11 protein-coding genes are annotated in these 13959 nt (G+C 72.9%); 9 read left to right on the forward strand and 2 right to left on the reverse strand.

Translation table 11 applies throughout. The features are described from left to right. The first annotated feature begins 64 nt into the window (after positions 1-64). From speE to ACZ5T9_RS02395, 6 genes are all read left to right on the forward strand, one after another. A complete protein-coding gene (gene speE / locus ACZ5T9_RS02370; protein ID WP_464833695.1) occupies positions 65-952 on the forward strand; it encodes a polyamine aminopropyltransferase in 888 nt (295 codons plus the stop codon). Next, complete coding sequence (gene speB / locus ACZ5T9_RS02375; protein ID WP_464833696.1) at positions 949-1866, forward strand: agmatinase; 918 nt, start codon at positions 949-951, stop codon at positions 1864-1866. Before speE ends, speB begins: the two co-directional genes overlap by 4 nt. Next, positions 1866-3566 carry an arginine--tRNA ligase gene (argS, locus tag ACZ5T9_RS02380; RefSeq protein WP_464833698.1) on the forward strand — a complete coding sequence of 567 codons (1701 nt, stop codon included), beginning with the start codon at positions 1866-1868 and terminating at the stop codon, positions 3564-3566. Before speB ends, argS begins: the two co-directional genes overlap by 1 nt. Before the next feature lie 85 nt (positions 3567-3651). Continuing rightward, on the forward strand, positions 3652-5286 hold the full coding sequence (locus ACZ5T9_RS02385; RefSeq protein WP_464833699.1) for a CTP synthase: 1635 nt from the start codon (positions 3652-3654) through the stop codon (positions 5284-5286). A 127-nt stretch (positions 5287-5413) separates the two neighbouring features. Further along, complete coding sequence (gene sppA, locus ACZ5T9_RS02390) at positions 5414-6370, forward strand: signal peptide peptidase SppA (RefSeq protein ID WP_464833701.1); 957 nt, start codon at positions 5414-5416, stop codon at positions 6368-6370. An 88-nt stretch (positions 6371-6458) separates the two neighbouring features. Further along, positions 6459-7376, forward strand: coding sequence for a Yip1 family protein (locus ACZ5T9_RS02395; RefSeq protein WP_464833702.1), 918 nt, complete (start codon positions 6459-6461; stop codon positions 7374-7376). 87 nt (positions 7377-7463) lie between these two features. Here ACZ5T9_RS02395 and ACZ5T9_RS02400 read toward each other — a convergent pair whose 3' ends face one another. After that, entirely contained in the window at positions 7464-9362 is a 1899-nt protein-coding gene (locus tag ACZ5T9_RS02400; protein WP_464833703.1) for an SWIM zinc finger family protein, read from the reverse strand. A gap of 334 nt (positions 9363-9696) precedes the next feature. Between ACZ5T9_RS02400 and ACZ5T9_RS02405 the strand changes: the two genes are divergently transcribed. Further along, on the forward strand, positions 9697-10404 hold the full coding sequence (locus tag ACZ5T9_RS02405) for a hypothetical protein (RefSeq protein WP_464833705.1): 708 nt from the start codon (positions 9697-9699) through the stop codon (positions 10402-10404). A gap of 212 nt (positions 10405-10616) precedes the next feature. Here ACZ5T9_RS02405 and ACZ5T9_RS02410 read toward each other — a convergent pair whose 3' ends face one another. Further along, positions 10617-11261, reverse strand: coding sequence for a Crp/Fnr family transcriptional regulator (locus ACZ5T9_RS02410; protein WP_464833707.1), 645 nt, complete (start codon positions 11259-11261; stop codon positions 10617-10619). 725 nt (positions 11262-11986) lie between these two features. Between ACZ5T9_RS02410 and gabT the strand changes: the two genes are divergently transcribed. Further along, positions 11987-13324 carry a 4-aminobutyrate--2-oxoglutarate transaminase gene (gene gabT / locus ACZ5T9_RS02415; protein WP_464833709.1) on the forward strand — a complete coding sequence of 446 codons (1338 nt, stop codon included), beginning with the start codon at positions 11987-11989 and terminating at the stop codon, positions 13322-13324. Between the two features lie 78 nt (positions 13325-13402). After that, on the forward strand, positions 13403-13906 hold the full coding sequence (locus ACZ5T9_RS02420) for an Lrp/AsnC family transcriptional regulator (protein WP_006902796.1): 504 nt from the start codon (positions 13403-13405) through the stop codon (positions 13904-13906). Positions 13907-13959: the final 53 nt, after the last annotated feature.

Raw genomic sequence — 13959 nt, forward strand, 5'->3', positions numbered from 1 at the left:
CATGCCGGCCGGCGGACCCGCCACCGGAGGGGCGCCGTTCCGGCGGTAGAGCGGGGTGGGCGCAGTGCAGGTTTGGTTCTCCGAAGACCAGACGGCCGACCTCCGGATCTCGGTACGGGTGCGGCAGGTGCTCCACCAGGAGCGCAGCCCCTACCAGGAGATCATGGTGCTGGACACCGTCCAGTTCGGCCGCATGCTGGTGCTGGACGACGTGATCCAGACCACCGAGAAGGACGAGTTCGCCTATCACGAGATGATGGCCCACGTGCCCCTGTTCGCCCACCCCCACCCGCGGCGGGTGCTGGTGATCGGCGGCGGGGACGGCGGCGTCCTGCGGGAGGTCCTGCGCCACCCCACGGTGGAGGAGGCCCACATGGCGGAGATCGACCAGCGGGTGGTCGAGGTCTCGCGCCGCCACCTGCCCGAGCTGAACAACTTCGCCGACGCCCGCGCCCGGGTGTTCTTCACCGACGGCATCCGCCACGTGGAAGAGCATCCCGACACCTACGACGTGATCATCGTCGACTCCACCGATCCGGTGGGGCCGGCGGTGGCCCTCTTCGGCTCGGACTTTCACCGTGCCGTCTTCCGGGCGTTGCGGCCCGGGGGCGTCTTCGTCCAGCAGTCGGAGTCGCCCTTCTTCAACCGCGAGCTGATTCGCCAGGTGCAGTCCTCGCTGCGCCAGGTCTTCCCCGTGGCCGGCCTGTACTGGGGCGTGGTGCCCACCTACCCCGGCGGTTTCTGGACCTACAGCGTGGGCACGCGGGGCACCGACCCGCGCCGGCCGCGGGAAGGGGCCTGGGAAGAAGCGCGCCTCCAGACGCGGTACTACAGTCCGGAGGTCCACCGGGCAGCTTTTGCACTACCACCCTTCGTTGCCGAGCTGGTGGAGCCGGAGCCGGCCGGTGCACCGGCGGGTGGCCCACCGGTTCCGGGCGGCAAGGGGTCTTGAGGGACACGGCCATGGAAGAACCCTGGTCTCCCGGCCTCTGGGAACGGCCGGGACGGTTCATGGCGGCGGAGGCCGGCTACCCCGAAGCCCAGTGGGTGCTGGCCGGCGCGCCCCTGGAGCTCACCGTCAGTTACCGGGCGGGCACCCGCTGGGGGCCCGCCCGCATCCGTGAAGCGTCCTACGCCCTGGAGACCTACAGCCCCCATCTGGACCGGGACCTGGAGGAGCTGGCGATCCACGACGCCGGGGACATCGCCCTGCCGCTGGGCAATCTGGGCCAGAGCCTGGCCCGGATCGAGGCCGCCCTCCGGCGGCCCTACGCCGGCGGGAAACGGGTGCTCCTGCTGGGCGGCGAGCACCTGGTCACCCTGGCGGCGGTGAACGCCGCCCTGGACCGCTATCCGGACCTGGTGGTGGTCCAGCTGGACGCCCACACGGACCTGCGCGACCGGTACCTGGACGAGCCCTACTCCCACGCCACGGTGATGCGCCGGGTGCTGGACCTGGTGGGTCCCGGCCGGCTCTGGCAGCTGGGGCCCCGTTCGGGGCTGCGGGAAGAGTTCCAGCTGGCGCGGGAACAGGGCCGGTTCTACCACGACGTGGAGCAGGGTGCGGACGCCCTGGCCGGCCAGCTGGCGGGGCCGCTGCGGGGCGTTCCCTTGTACCTGACGGTGGACATCGACGTGCTGGATCCGTCGGTGGCGCCGGGAACCGGCACCCCCGAGCCCGGCGGGCCCGACTTCGCGACCCTGCTGCGGGCCCTCTACCGGCTGGCCCGGGCCGGAGCGCGGCTGGTGGGGGCCGACATCGTCGAGACGGCGCCGCCCCTGGACCCCAGCGGGCGGACGGAAATCGTGGCGGCAAAGATTGCCCGGGAAATCCTGCTGGCCTTCACGGGGGAGGTGGCGCAGTGATGGCGATGGATCCCGTTGCGGCGGCGCGGCAGCAGGTGCGCCAGGCCCTGGAGTCGGCCGCCGCTGCAGCGGTGGCCGCGGGCGAGCTGCCCGGCGAGGCGGCGCCCGGCACCGAGGCCTGGCGGGGCGTGCAGGTCGAGGTGCCCCGGGATCCCCGCCACGGGGACTTCGCCAGCAATGCGGCGCTGGCGCTGGCAGGGCGGGCCCGCCGGGCCCCCCGGGAGGTGGCCGCCGTCCTGGAGCGCCACCTGCCGGGCGGCGCCTGGTTGCGCAAGGTGGAGGCAGCCGGCCCCGGGTTCCTCAACTTCCATCTCGCCGACGACTGGTGGAGGGAGGGCGTGCGGGCCATCCTCCGGGCGGGCGAGGCCTTCGGGCGCACGGACCGGGGCGGCGGCCTGCGGGTGCAGGTGGAGTTCGTCAGCGCCAACCCCACGGGGCCGCTGGGCGTGGTGAACGCCCGGGCCGCCGCCCTGGGCGATGCCCTGGCCCGGGTGCTCCAAGCCGCGGGCTACCGGGTGGAGAAGGAGTTCTACCTCAACGACGCCGGCAACCAGATCCGCAAGCTGGCCCTCTCCCTGGAGGCCCGCATGCGCCAGGAACTGGGCCAGCCGGCGGAGATCCCCGAAGGCGGCTACCCCGGCGAGTACCTGATCGATATCGCCCGGGACCTTCTGGCCGCCGAGGGCCCGGCCCTCCTGGACCGGCCCGAGGAAGAGCGCTGGGAGCGCATGGCCCGGTTCGCCGTCGAGGCCATCGTGGCCCAGATGCGCACCCAGCTGGCGCGGTTCGGCGTGGAGTTCGACGAGTGGTACCCGGAGACCCGGGTGCGGGAGGCCGGCTACCCCGAGCGGGTGCTGGAGCGCCTGCGCCAGCGGGGCATGGTGTACGAGCAGGACGGGGCCTTGTGGCTGCGCTCGTCCGCGGTGGGAGACGACAAGGACCGGGTACTGGTGCGGCGGGACGGCGAGTACACCTACACCCTGGTGGACATCGCCTATCACCTGACCAAGTGGGAGCGGGGCTTCCAGCGCGCCATCGACATCTGGGGCCAGGACCACCACGGCCACGTGGTGCCGATGCAGGCGGCGCTCCGGGCCCTGGGCCTGCCCGACGGCTGGTTCGAGGTGCTCCTGACCCAGATGGTGCACCTGGTGCGGGGCGGCCAGGCGGTGCGCATGTCCAAGCGGCGCGGCGAGCTGGTCACCATGGCCGAGTTCCTGGATGAGGTGGATGTGGACGCGGCCCGGTACTTCTTCTTGATGCGCTCGCCCGACACCCACCTGGACTTCGACCTGGACCTGGCCAACCTGCGCTCCAGCGAAAACCCGGTCTACTACGTGCAGTATGCCCACGCCCGGGCCTGCGGCATCCTGCGGCAGGCGGAAGCGGAAGCCGGCCTGCGTCCTGACGGGTCGGCCGACCTGAGCCCCCTGGGCGACCCGGCCGAGCGGGATCTGGCCCGGCGCCTGCTGGATCTGCCGGGTGAGGTGGCGGCGGCGGCCGAAGCCCGGGAGCCCCACCGGCTGACCTATTACCTGAAGGACGTGGCCACCCTGTTCCACCAGTTCTACACCCGCTGCCGCGTGCTGGGTGAGGAGGACCCCGTGGCCCGGGCCCGGCTGGTCCTGGTGGACGCCACCCGCCAGGTGCTGGCGACCGCCCTGGGGCTCCTGGGGGTGACGGCGCCCGAACGGATGTAGGCGGCGCCGGCGGCCGCCCCGGGCCGGGGTCCTGCCGCGGGACCCGCCCGCCCGGGCGGCCAGCGAGCAATCCGGAGGGGGATCGATGGCCAAGTTCATCTTCGTCACCGGAGGCGTGGTCTCGGCCCTGGGCAAGGGCATCACCGCCGCCTCGCTGGGCCGCCTGCTCAAGGCCCGCGGCCTGCGGGTGGCCATCCAGAAGATCGACCCGTACATCAACGTGGATGCGGGCACCATGAGCCCGCTGCAGCACGGCGAGGTGTTCGTCACCGAAGACGGGGCCGAGACGGACCTGGACCTGGGGCACTACGAGCGGTTCATCGACGAGAACGTCTCCCGGGCCCACACCGTCACCACCGGGCAGGTCTACCAGGCGGTGATCGAAAAGGAGCGGCGCGGGGACTTCCTGGGCGGTACCGTTCAGGTGATCCCCCACATCACCAACGAGATCAAGGGCCGCATCCTGTCGGTGGCCGAGACCAGCGGGGCCGACGTGGTGATCGTCGAGATCGGCGGGACGGTGGGCGACATCGAGGGCCTGCCCTACCTGGAGGCCATCCGGCAGCTGCGCCGGGACATCGGCCGTGACGAGGTCATGTACATCCACGTGACCCTGGTCCCCTACATCGGTGCCGCCGGAGAGCTGAAGACCAAGCCGACCCAGCACAGCGTCAAGGAGCTGCGCAGCATCGGCATCCAGCCCGACGCCATCGTCTGCCGCTGCGAGCGGCCCCTGCCGCGGGACGTGCGGGAGAAGATCGCCCTCTTTTGCGACGTGGAACCCTCGGCGGTGGTGAGCAACCCCGACGTGGACACCATCTACGAGGTCCCCCTGCGCCTGGAGGAAGAGGGGCTGGGGGAGATCGTGGTGCGCCGCCTGGGCCTGCCCCGGCGGGAACCGGACCTGCGCCAGTGGCGGGAGATGGTCGAACACATCAAGCATCCCGACGGCCAGGTGCGGATCGCCGTGGTGGGCAAGTACGTGGACCTGACCGACGCCTACATCAGCGTGGCGGAGGCCCTGGGCCACGGCGGCATCGCCCACCGGCTGGGGGTCGACCTCCACTGGATCCACAGCGAGGCCGTGGAGGAACAGGGCGCCGAGCGCCTTCTCAAGGACATGCACGGCATCCTGGTTCCCGGGGGCTTCGGCTACCGCGGCGTGGAGGGCAAGATCGCCGCAGCCCGCTATGCCCGGGAACACGGGGTGCCGTACCTGGGCATCTGCCTGGGGCTGCAGTGCGCGGTGATCGAGTTCGCCCGCCACGTGCTGGGGCTTGAGGAAGCCCACAGCACCGAGTTCGACGCCGGCACGCCCCATCCCGTCATCGACCTCATGGAGGAACAGAAGCAGGTCACCAACCTGGGCGGCACCATGCGGCTGGGGCGCTATCCCTGCCGGCTGGAACCGGGATCCCTGGCCTGGGAGCTCTACGGGCGGCAGGAGCTGATCTACGAGCGGCACCGCCACCGCTACGAGGTGAACAACCGGTACCGCGACCGCCTCAATGCCGCGGGCCTGCGCACCACCGGCGTGTGGCCGGAAGGCGATCTGGTGGAGGTCGTCGAGTTGCAGGGCCATCCGTGGTTCGTGGGTACCCAGTACCACCCCGAACTGAAGTCGCGGCCCACGCGTCCCCACCCCCTCTTTGCCGGTTTCGTCCGGGCGGCGGCGGAGCGAGCCGGCCTGCGGCCTGTCCGGGCAGGGGCCCGGTCCTGACCCCGCGGGCGCCGGCAGGGAACCGGGGCGGCTGAACGGAACCTGAACCTGAACCGGCAGGGATACCGGGTACCCGGCGGGGCCCGGACGACCGGCGGGAGGAATCCCCCACGAGGAGAAGCGAACCATGACCAGCCAGCGTCAGCCATGGGCCAGCCGGCGCCTGCAGTGGGCTTTTGTGCTCGTCCTCGGCCTGCTGGTGGCCGGATCGGTGGTGGCCCTGCTGGTACCCGGCGGAAGAGACGGCCTGGGGGCAGGAACCGCCGGCCAGATCGCCGTGGTGACCATCGACGGGCCCATCGCCGCCGGGGCCAGCGCCGAGGGGCTGCTGGGCGCCGTGGTGGGGGCCGACGACATCGTCAGCCAGCTGCAGCAGGCCCGCGAGGACCCGGCGGTAGCGGCCGTGGTCATCCGGATGAACACGCCCGGTGGCAGCGCGGCCGCGGCCCAGGAGATCGGCGTGGCCGTCCAGCGCCTGCGGGAGGCGGGGAAGCCGGTGGTGGTGTCCATCGGCGACCTGGGTGCCTCGGGAGGCTACTGGATCGCCGCCATGGCCGACCGCATCGTCGCCAACCCGGCCTCCCTGACCGGCAGCATCGGCGTGATCATGGAGGTCACCCACTACGAGGACCTCTACGAGAAGCTGGGCATCGATGTCGAGACCATCAAGAGCGGGCCCTTCAAGGACATCGGCTCGGCCACCCGGCCGCTGACGGCCGAGGAGCGGCGGTTGCTTCAGGGGCTGGTCAACGACATCTACCAGCAGTTCGTCGACGTGGTGGCCCGGGGGCGGGGCATGAGCCGGGAGCGGGTGCTGGAGCTGGCCGACGGACGGGTTTTCACGGGGCGCCAGGCCAAGGCGGAGGGCCTGGTGGACCAGCTGGGCACCTTCGAGGATGCGGCCGACCTGGCCGCCCAGCTGGCGGGGCTTGAAGACTACGAGCTCATCGAATACGGTCCCTCCAGTCCCTTGCAGGACCTGCTGCGCTGGCTCGCCGCCAGCGGCCGCACGGGACTGGTCCAGGGCGCCGGCCTGGTGCCGGAGCTGGTGCGCTGGGAGCTGTACCGGGCGGTGCCTCGCTAGTACCTCGGGGCCGCGGTCCGGGAAACCGCAGCGGGTGAGGAGCGCCCCGGCCTGCACCGGCGGGGCGCGACCAGGGGGGAAGGGCGGAGTGGAAGAGCAGCCGAGGAACCAGGGCGAGCAGGCGGAGACGGAGCGGGGTTTCCAGGAGGAGGCGGGGGCGTCGCCCGCCCGCCAGCAGCCCGATGGAGGCGGCGGGCCGTCCCGTGCCGATCAGCGGCCCGCTACGGAACAGCAGCCGGCCCCTTCCCCGGCGGGATCCGATTCCGGGGAGAGGGCCGGGCGCGACGGGGACGGGGGGGCCTCCCGGGAGGGGGTCCCCAGCGGGCCCGGAGGGGTTGCAGAGCCCCTGGGCACCGGCGACCGGCCGGGGCTGGTGGACTGGGTGTTCGGGGTGATCTTCACGCCGCGGGCGACCTTTGCCCGCCTGGCGGCGCTGGACCGCCCGCCCCTGGGGATGCTGCTCACCGTGGCGATCCTGATCACCGCCGTCAGCGGCCTGGTGCAGGGCACGGCGGCCGTCCGGGAGCTGGCCCTGCCGGTGGCGCCCGGGGAATCCCCGCTGCTGCCCCCGGACCTGGCCCGGAATCCGGGAGTGAACCTGGCCCTGGGGGTGCTGGTGGCCATCCTGGGCGTGGTGATGATATTCGTGGGAGCCGGGTTCCTCCACCTGGTCGCCGACCTGGCGGGCGGCCGCGGAAGCGGGGTCCACCTGCTGGCCGCCATGGCGCTGGCCTCCCTGCCCCCCAACCTGATCGGCATCCCCCTGGAGGCGCTGGCGGCGCGGCTGGGCAGCGCCGGGAGTGCGCTGCGCGACGTGAGCGCCCTGGCGATGGGCATCTGGTCGCTGATCCTCACCTACCGGGCCCTGCGGGCCACCAAGCACCTCAGCCGCGGCGACGCGCTCATCGTTTTGTTCGTTCCCGTTCTGGCCTTCCTGGGGCTGGCCGTCCTGGCCGTGCTGGTCATTGCGGGGGCGGCGGTGGTGGCGGGGGCGGCGGCTCCCTGAGCGGGCGCCGGCAGGCCGGGCCGCCCGGCTGTTGCGGGGATGGCCCCCGCCGCCCGCTTGGACACCCGTAGCCGGGGGCGGATGACTTCACCGTTCCCCGTCCTCCTGGGGGCTGCCGCCGTCGCCGCCCGAGGAGATCCCGGGCGGCACGGGGTGGCCGCCTCCCAGGCGGTGCTGCAGGGCCTGCCAGCGGGCCGCCAGATCCCGCGGGTTGCCGGCGTCCGGGCGGGCCATGGCTTCCCGGTAGAGGACGGCGGCCAGCTCCGGTGCGGGGCGCCGGAGCTGGTCGGCCGCGGCCACCAGCAGCCGGGCGGGGAGGACCGAGCGGGCGTCGGGCTGCTCCAACCAGGCGGCCAGACGGCGCCAATCGTTTTGGCGGAGCAGCAGTTCGGCGCGCAGGGCGGCATCGCCCCTCTGCTCCAGGTGGCGCTCTACCCCTGGGGCCACCCTCTCCCATTCGCCCGCGGCCCGGGCGGCGGCCTCCAGGGCGTCCAGGGCCGCCCGGGACGGGCGGTCGGCGAAGTTGGCGGCCAGATACGGTACCGCCCGCTCGGGACGCCCCCGGTCCAGCCACACCTCTGCCACGGCCTGGCGGGCCGCCGCCAAGACGTCCGGCTCGCCCGCCTGGGCCAGGGCACGGCGAGCCAGGCTGAGGGCCACCTCGTACCGCCCCGTTTCCCGGAAGAACCGGCTCCCGGCCAGCAGCGCCTCGGGGCCCAGGGCAGCGGCGGTGACGGCCACGGAGGCCGCTGCGCGGGACCGGAGCGGTCCCGGCCGGCCGGGACCGCCCGCCGGTTGGGCCGCGAGCCCTTGGCCCGCCGGGTGGGTGACGCCGTGGCCGGGCCGGCCCGCGGCACCCGGAACGTGGCGGGGGGCGCGGCTTCCGTTCCCGTCCCGGGTCGCCGGTTCGCCGGCGCCGCGGGTGCCGGGGGTGCCGGACCCGGCTGCGGGGTCGCCGGTGCCCGGACCGTGGCCGAGGGCCTCCGGTGAGCCGCCGGTGGGCAGGGCTTCCAGTCGGGTCAACAGGCGCGCGGCTGCCTCCCACCGGCGGAAGAGCCAGCGGGCGGCCGCCGCCTCGCCTCGGGCCCGGGCCGCCAGCACCAGGCCGGCCTGGCGCCAGAGAAGCCCCGTCACCGTCAGGGTCAGGGCGTCGACGGCGGCCGCCGCCAGGGCCCGGGAGGGAGAGCCGGGGCCTGCCAGGGGGGCCGGGGAGCTCTGCGTGCCTGCCCATCCGGCCTCCAGGGCATCCGCCCACCGGTGCAGGGTCTCCGGGTCGGGGTCTGCCCGGCGCTCCAGCTCCAGCAGCCACGCGGACGGGCGCGCGGCAGGCCGGGAGCCCGCCGGTGCCGCGGCCACCCGGCCGTCCGGTGCGGGTTCCGGCGCCCCGGCGGAGTCCGGCTCCCGGCCGCCGGCGGCAACGGGATCCTGCCGGGAGGCGGAGCCGTCATCCCCCTGGGCACCAGGGGTGGTACCCGCCGGGCCCGTGCCGCCCGCCGGAGCCGATTCCTCCGGCGGCGGGGCCGGAGCCGGGATCGCCGCGTCCACTTCGGCCAAGAGGGCCGGTTCTTCCTCGACCAGCCGGCGGATCAGTTCCAGCAGCTCCCCCCGGGGCCGTTCCTCCAGGTGCTCCAGCCGCTGGTCCACGGAGGCGAAGGTCTCGGGCGCGTGGATCCAGGCGTAAAGCAGCGCCACGGCATGCTTGCACAGGCCGCCCCGGGCCCGGCGCGGGCACTCGCACTGGCCTGCCGCATCGGGCCCCTCCGGGCCGCGCAGCACATGGACCACCGTCCGGTAGACGCCGCGAGAGCCGCGCACTTCCCCCAGCAACCGGACACCCGAAACCAGGCGGTGTTCCACCCGGCCCAGCAGAAACAGGTCCAGGGCCCGGATGCGAACAGGCTCGGGCGCCAGCCGGGCCAGCATGGCCTCGTCGACGGCGGCCAGCAGGTGATCGGCCGGGGGACGGCCAGGGTGGTTCCGTTCCATGCTCGCTCATCCTTCGCCGGAGGCCGGCAGGGATACCTGGCGGCCGGAAGGCCGCTCCCCTCCAGGATAGCCCATTGCCGTCACCGCCGTCCGGACCCGTCCCGTCGGGGTGCGGGTCCACCATGGGGTAGCCGTCATGGCTACCTCGGGCAAAAAATGGGCGCCAGGGTCCACGGAAATCGCTTCCGGTGTATCGTGCTGAACACAGGTGGGGCCCGGACCCGTTTTATAATGGGCCTCCCAGGAATTGCACCGGTGCACGCTGGGAGGTGTCATCACGCCTGAGCAGGCTGCCGGATGCCGTTGCAGCCGGCAGCCGGGGGAGAGATGGGGGATGGAGTCGATGGACCAGCCACAGCACGGCCGGTGGGGGAAGGTGGCCGCCTACACCGAGCTGGCAAGAGCCAGCCGCTCCCTGGCCGCCGGTGGCGTGGAGCGCCGGTACTGGTACATCCTTTGCCGCGAGCGGACGCCCCATGGGGCCGTCTTTTTCTACATCAAGAGCCGGGTGGAGACCTGGGACGAGGGCCGGCTGACCGGCGAGGACTTTGCCGTTCAGCGGCTGCCCGGGCGCAACGACGAACAGGCGGCCCGCCAGAGTTTCGGCCGCCTGGCGGAGGCTCGGGTGCCCGTGTCGCCCGTCCACCTCACCGACATCTTGCGCGACCTGGCCCTGCTGGCCGCCGAGCACCCCTCCCGCTGGACCTTGCCGCCCCGGCAGGCGCGGCGGCACCCGCCCGCCCGTCGCCGGGCCCCGGTACCTGGTGCCCTGCACGGATCGGTACCGCGCCCTACCGGCCTCCGCAAGGGGGAGCAAGCCGCCCGAGCCCGTTCCCGGGATCACGCCGCAGGGCCGCGAGCGGGCTCCGATGTACCCGGCGCCCTCCACGCCGGCCGGGGAGCCCGGCAGGACCGGTATGGCCGGCCGGAAGGCCAGGTCAGGCCCGTTCCCTACCCTGGCCAGGATCCGGCAGGAGAGGCCGGTCGCGGCTCAACCAGGGGCGCTGGGGCACCGGTGGTCCCGCGTGGAACGGCAGGCTGAGGACCGGCCGCCGGCCCCCGCAGGTGGTCCTGGAACCGGCCGGGGCCGCTGAACCAGTCCGCGGCCCGGAGGGAAACGGCCCGGGGCGGGTGCGGCCAGCGCCCGCCCCGGGCCGGCCCATGCCCGCGGGTGGAACCGGGTGTGCGCGGCCGTGCCGGTGCCACGGCACCCCGCAGCGGTGCCGGTGTCACGGTCCCCGGATCACCCCCGGATCAGCACCCGGCGGCCTCCTCGCCGGCCGCCAGGACTTCCGCCTGCAAAAGGGCTTCCAGCCGGGCGGTGTCCCGGACGTGGAGCGGCCGGGTGCGACCGACAATGCCCTGGCGCCGCAGGTCGGCCAGAACGCGGTTCACGCTGACCCGGCTGGTGTTGGCCGCCAGGCCGATGGCCCGCTGGGTCAGCGCTGCCGGTAGCCGGCTTCCCCCGCCGCCCGGCGCGGGGAAAGCCTGGGCCAGGGTGACCAGCACGTGGAGGATGCGCAGGCGGGCGCACGGCCACAGCAACCCTGTGACCCGGCCCAGGGTCTGGTGGTAGGACTGCATGCCCTGCTGGGCGAGAAGGAGGGCCAGACCCGGGCGCTGGGCCAGCAGGGCGGCGAAGCGGTGGTACGGCCAGAAGGCGGTGTGGCAGGCGGTGATGGATGTGGCGGCCAGCAGGGCGGCCGGGCGGCCGAAGAGGGGGGCGAGATCCCCGGCCAGGGCGGGGGCGGTCACCACGGCCACCAGGCGCGCTTCGCCGCCGTCATCGGTGGCCAGGCGTAGTGCGCCCCGGGCGAGCCAAAAGATACCCTGGGCTGCGGTGCCTCCCGCGAATACCAGCTCGCCGGGCCGCCAGCGCCGGATCTGGGCCTGGGCCATGGCCCACCGCCAGTCCTGAGGCGAAATGCCCAGACCGTGGGGAAACCCTGCGGCAGGAGCCGCGGGGATGGGCGCAGGTCCCATTCCCCGGGCTGCCGGTATCGCCGTGGCCCATGTGGCCTTGTCCGGGCACGGCCCCGAAGGGCGTGGTCGGCCGTGGATGGCGGGTGAAGCCGGTGGCGGCACGGGTGCCGGGCCGGGTGACAGCGAGCCGGCGGGCCCGGGCGCACTGCTGGGGTTGGCGGCATGGACCGGTCGCAAGGGCAGTCCTCCTCACCGGTAGGGGTGCTTCCCGGGATACTTCCAGTCGATAGGCTAATTTCCTTTTACTAGGTGTAGAGAGAAACGGGATTCGCCAGCGATGCGGTCCGCCGCCAAGGTCACCGGGGCCGGGTCGCCCCCGGGGCCGTCCCAGGATGCTCGGTCCACCTGGTCGTCCGGGTTCGACGTGGGCCTCAGGGTGTTCGGATCACCGGCCCCGCGGGCGGGCGCCGAAGGCGGGCCTCCCGGGCGGCCGCGGCAGGGGCTTGCGGGAAAAGCATGAATACTATAAAGGTTTACTTGCGCCATCGCGGCGGTGGCGCTTTCTTCATGCGAGAACCGGCAGGAAGAACGGCCCAGGCGCCGGTGCCGCGGCCGGCGATCGCATGGCCCGGGTGCCCTTGGCATCGCAGCAGGGGTCACTGTAAGGATGTGCGGTTCACCAGCCCAAGGAGGGGATCGGGGTGGCAGGTTCCATCGTGCGCCGGACGGAGATTCCCGGCCCGCGCTCGCAGGAGCTCCTGGCGCTGAAGCAGCGGTACGTGGCCAACGCCAAGTCGGTGCTGGCCCCGGTGTTCATCGAGCGGGCGGAGGGCGCCCTGATCACCGATGTGGACGGGAACACCTACATCGACCTGGCAGGCGGTTTCGGCGTGATGAACGTGGGCTACTCCCAGCCGGCGGTGGTGGAGGCCATCTGCCGCCAGGCGCAGCGCTACACCCACACCGACTTCACCGTGGTGCCCTACGAGCCCTATGTGCGCCTAGCCCAGCGCCTGGCGGACCTGGTACCCATCCCCGGCCCCGTCAAGGCCGCCTTCTTCAACTCGGGCGCCGAGGCCGTGGAGAACGCCGTCAAGATCGCCAAGCACTACACCGGGCGCCGGGCCGTGATCGCCTTTGAAGGCGCCTTTCACGGCCGCACCTGGATGGCCCTCACCCTCACGCACAAGGTCAAGCCCTACAAGGCGGGCCTGGGGCCCTTCGTCCCCGAGGTCTACCGGGCACCCTATCCCTACCCGTACCGCGGACCCCAGGGCCTGTCGCCCGACGAGGTGGGCCTGTGGGCGTACCGGCAGCTGGAGCGGCTGCTGGAGGTGACGGTGGCGCCCGAGGACGTGGCCGCCATCGTCATCGAGCCGGTGCAGGGCGAGGGCGGCTTCGTCGTGCCGCCGGCCAACTTCCTCCAGAAGGTGCGGGAGCTGTGCACGCGGCACGGCATCGTCCTGATCTGCGACGAGGTCCAGACCGGCTTCGGCCGTACCGGCCGGATGTTCGCCACCGAGCACTTCGGCATCGAGCCGGACCTGATGACGGTGGCCAAGTCCATTGCCGGCGGCATGGTGCTTTCGGGGGTCGTCGGCCGGGCGGAGATCATGGACGCCGCCCGCGACACCGCCATCGGCGGGACCTATGTGGGCAATCCTGTGGCCTGCGCGGCCGCCCTGGCGGTGCTTGACGTGTTCGAGCAGCAGAACCTGCTGGCCCGGGCGGAGGAGGTGGGCCTCCGCTTCCGGCAACGGTTCGAGTCGATGCAGAGCCGGTTCGACCAGATCGGGGAGGTGCGGGGTCTGGGTGCCATGGTGGCCATGGAACTGGTCACCGACCGGGCGACCAAAGAACCCGCCAGCGAGGCGGTGGGCCGCATCATCGCCGAGGCCCTCAAGCGGGGCGTGATCACGGCGCGGGCAGGCCTGTACGGGAACGTGATCCGGGTGCTGGCGCCGCTGGTCATCACCCCCGAGCAGATCGACGAGGCGTGCGACGTGCTGGAAGAATCCCTGGCCGCCGTGTTCCGGTGACGGGCGCGGGGCCGGGACGGCCCAGGCCCGGGCCGCCCCGGCCCTCCCGGCGGGCGCGGGTCGACGGAGGCGCAGACCATGGTGGTGCTGGACAAGACCGAGCGGGAGATCGTCAAGCTCCTGCAGAAGGACGGGCGCATGTCCTTCGTGGACATGGCCGAGCAGATCGGGGTCACCGAGGGGACCATCCGGCGCAAGTTCTACCGGCTGCTGGAAGAGGGCATCATCAAGATCGCCGCGGTGACGGATCCCTTCGAGGTGGGGTTCAACGCGCCGGCCATCATCGGGCTCAACGTGGACCAGAGCCGGATCCGCGAGATCGTGGAGAAGCTCACCCGGCTGCCCCGGGTCCATTACGTGGCCATGACCACGGGCATCTATGACATCATCGTGTACGCCTTCTTCTCGGACAACCGGGAGATGGCGTCCTTCCTGCTGGAGGAACTGTCGCAGATCGAGGGCATCACCAACACCCAGACCTCCCTGGTGCTGGACATCTACAAGCAGGACTTCGCCATCGGCCTGCCCCAGCGCCAGGAGGAGGGACGCCGGCGCCGCCGTCGCAGCCTGCCGGCCACTTGAGCCCGTCCCGGGCCCGAGGGCCCGCAAACGGGCGGTGTCCCTGGCGGGCCCGC

The organism is Thermaerobacter nagasakiensis, from assembly GCF_055396825.1.

What these genes read in the sequence shown, in the direction of transcription:
- ACZ5T9_RS02410 (WP_464833707.1), bottom strand. Translation starts at nt 11,261, where the DNA reads ATGGCCCAGGCCCAGATCCGGCGCTGGCGGCCCGGCGAGCTGGTATTC.
- sppA (WP_464833701.1), top strand. Translation starts at nt 5,414, where the DNA reads ATGACCAGCCAGCGTCAGCCATGGGCCAGCCGGCGCCTGCAGTGGGCT.
- ACZ5T9_RS02420 (WP_006902796.1), top strand. Translation starts at nt 13,403, where the DNA reads ATGGTGGTGCTGGACAAGACCGAGCGGGAGATCGTCAAGCTCCTGCAG.
- ACZ5T9_RS02385 (WP_464833699.1), top strand. Translation starts at nt 3,652, where the DNA reads ATGGCCAAGTTCATCTTCGTCACCGGAGGCGTGGTCTCGGCCCTGGGC.
- ACZ5T9_RS02400 (WP_464833703.1), bottom strand. Translation starts at nt 9,362, where the DNA reads ATGGAACGGAACCACCCTGGCCGTCCCCCGGCCGATCACCTGCTGGCC.
- ACZ5T9_RS02405 (WP_464833705.1), top strand. Translation starts at nt 9,697, where the DNA reads ATGGAGTCGATGGACCAGCCACAGCACGGCCGGTGGGGGAAGGTGGCC.
- argS (WP_464833698.1), top strand. Translation starts at nt 1,866, where the DNA reads ATGGCGATGGATCCCGTTGCGGCGGCGCGGCAGCAGGTGCGCCAGGCC.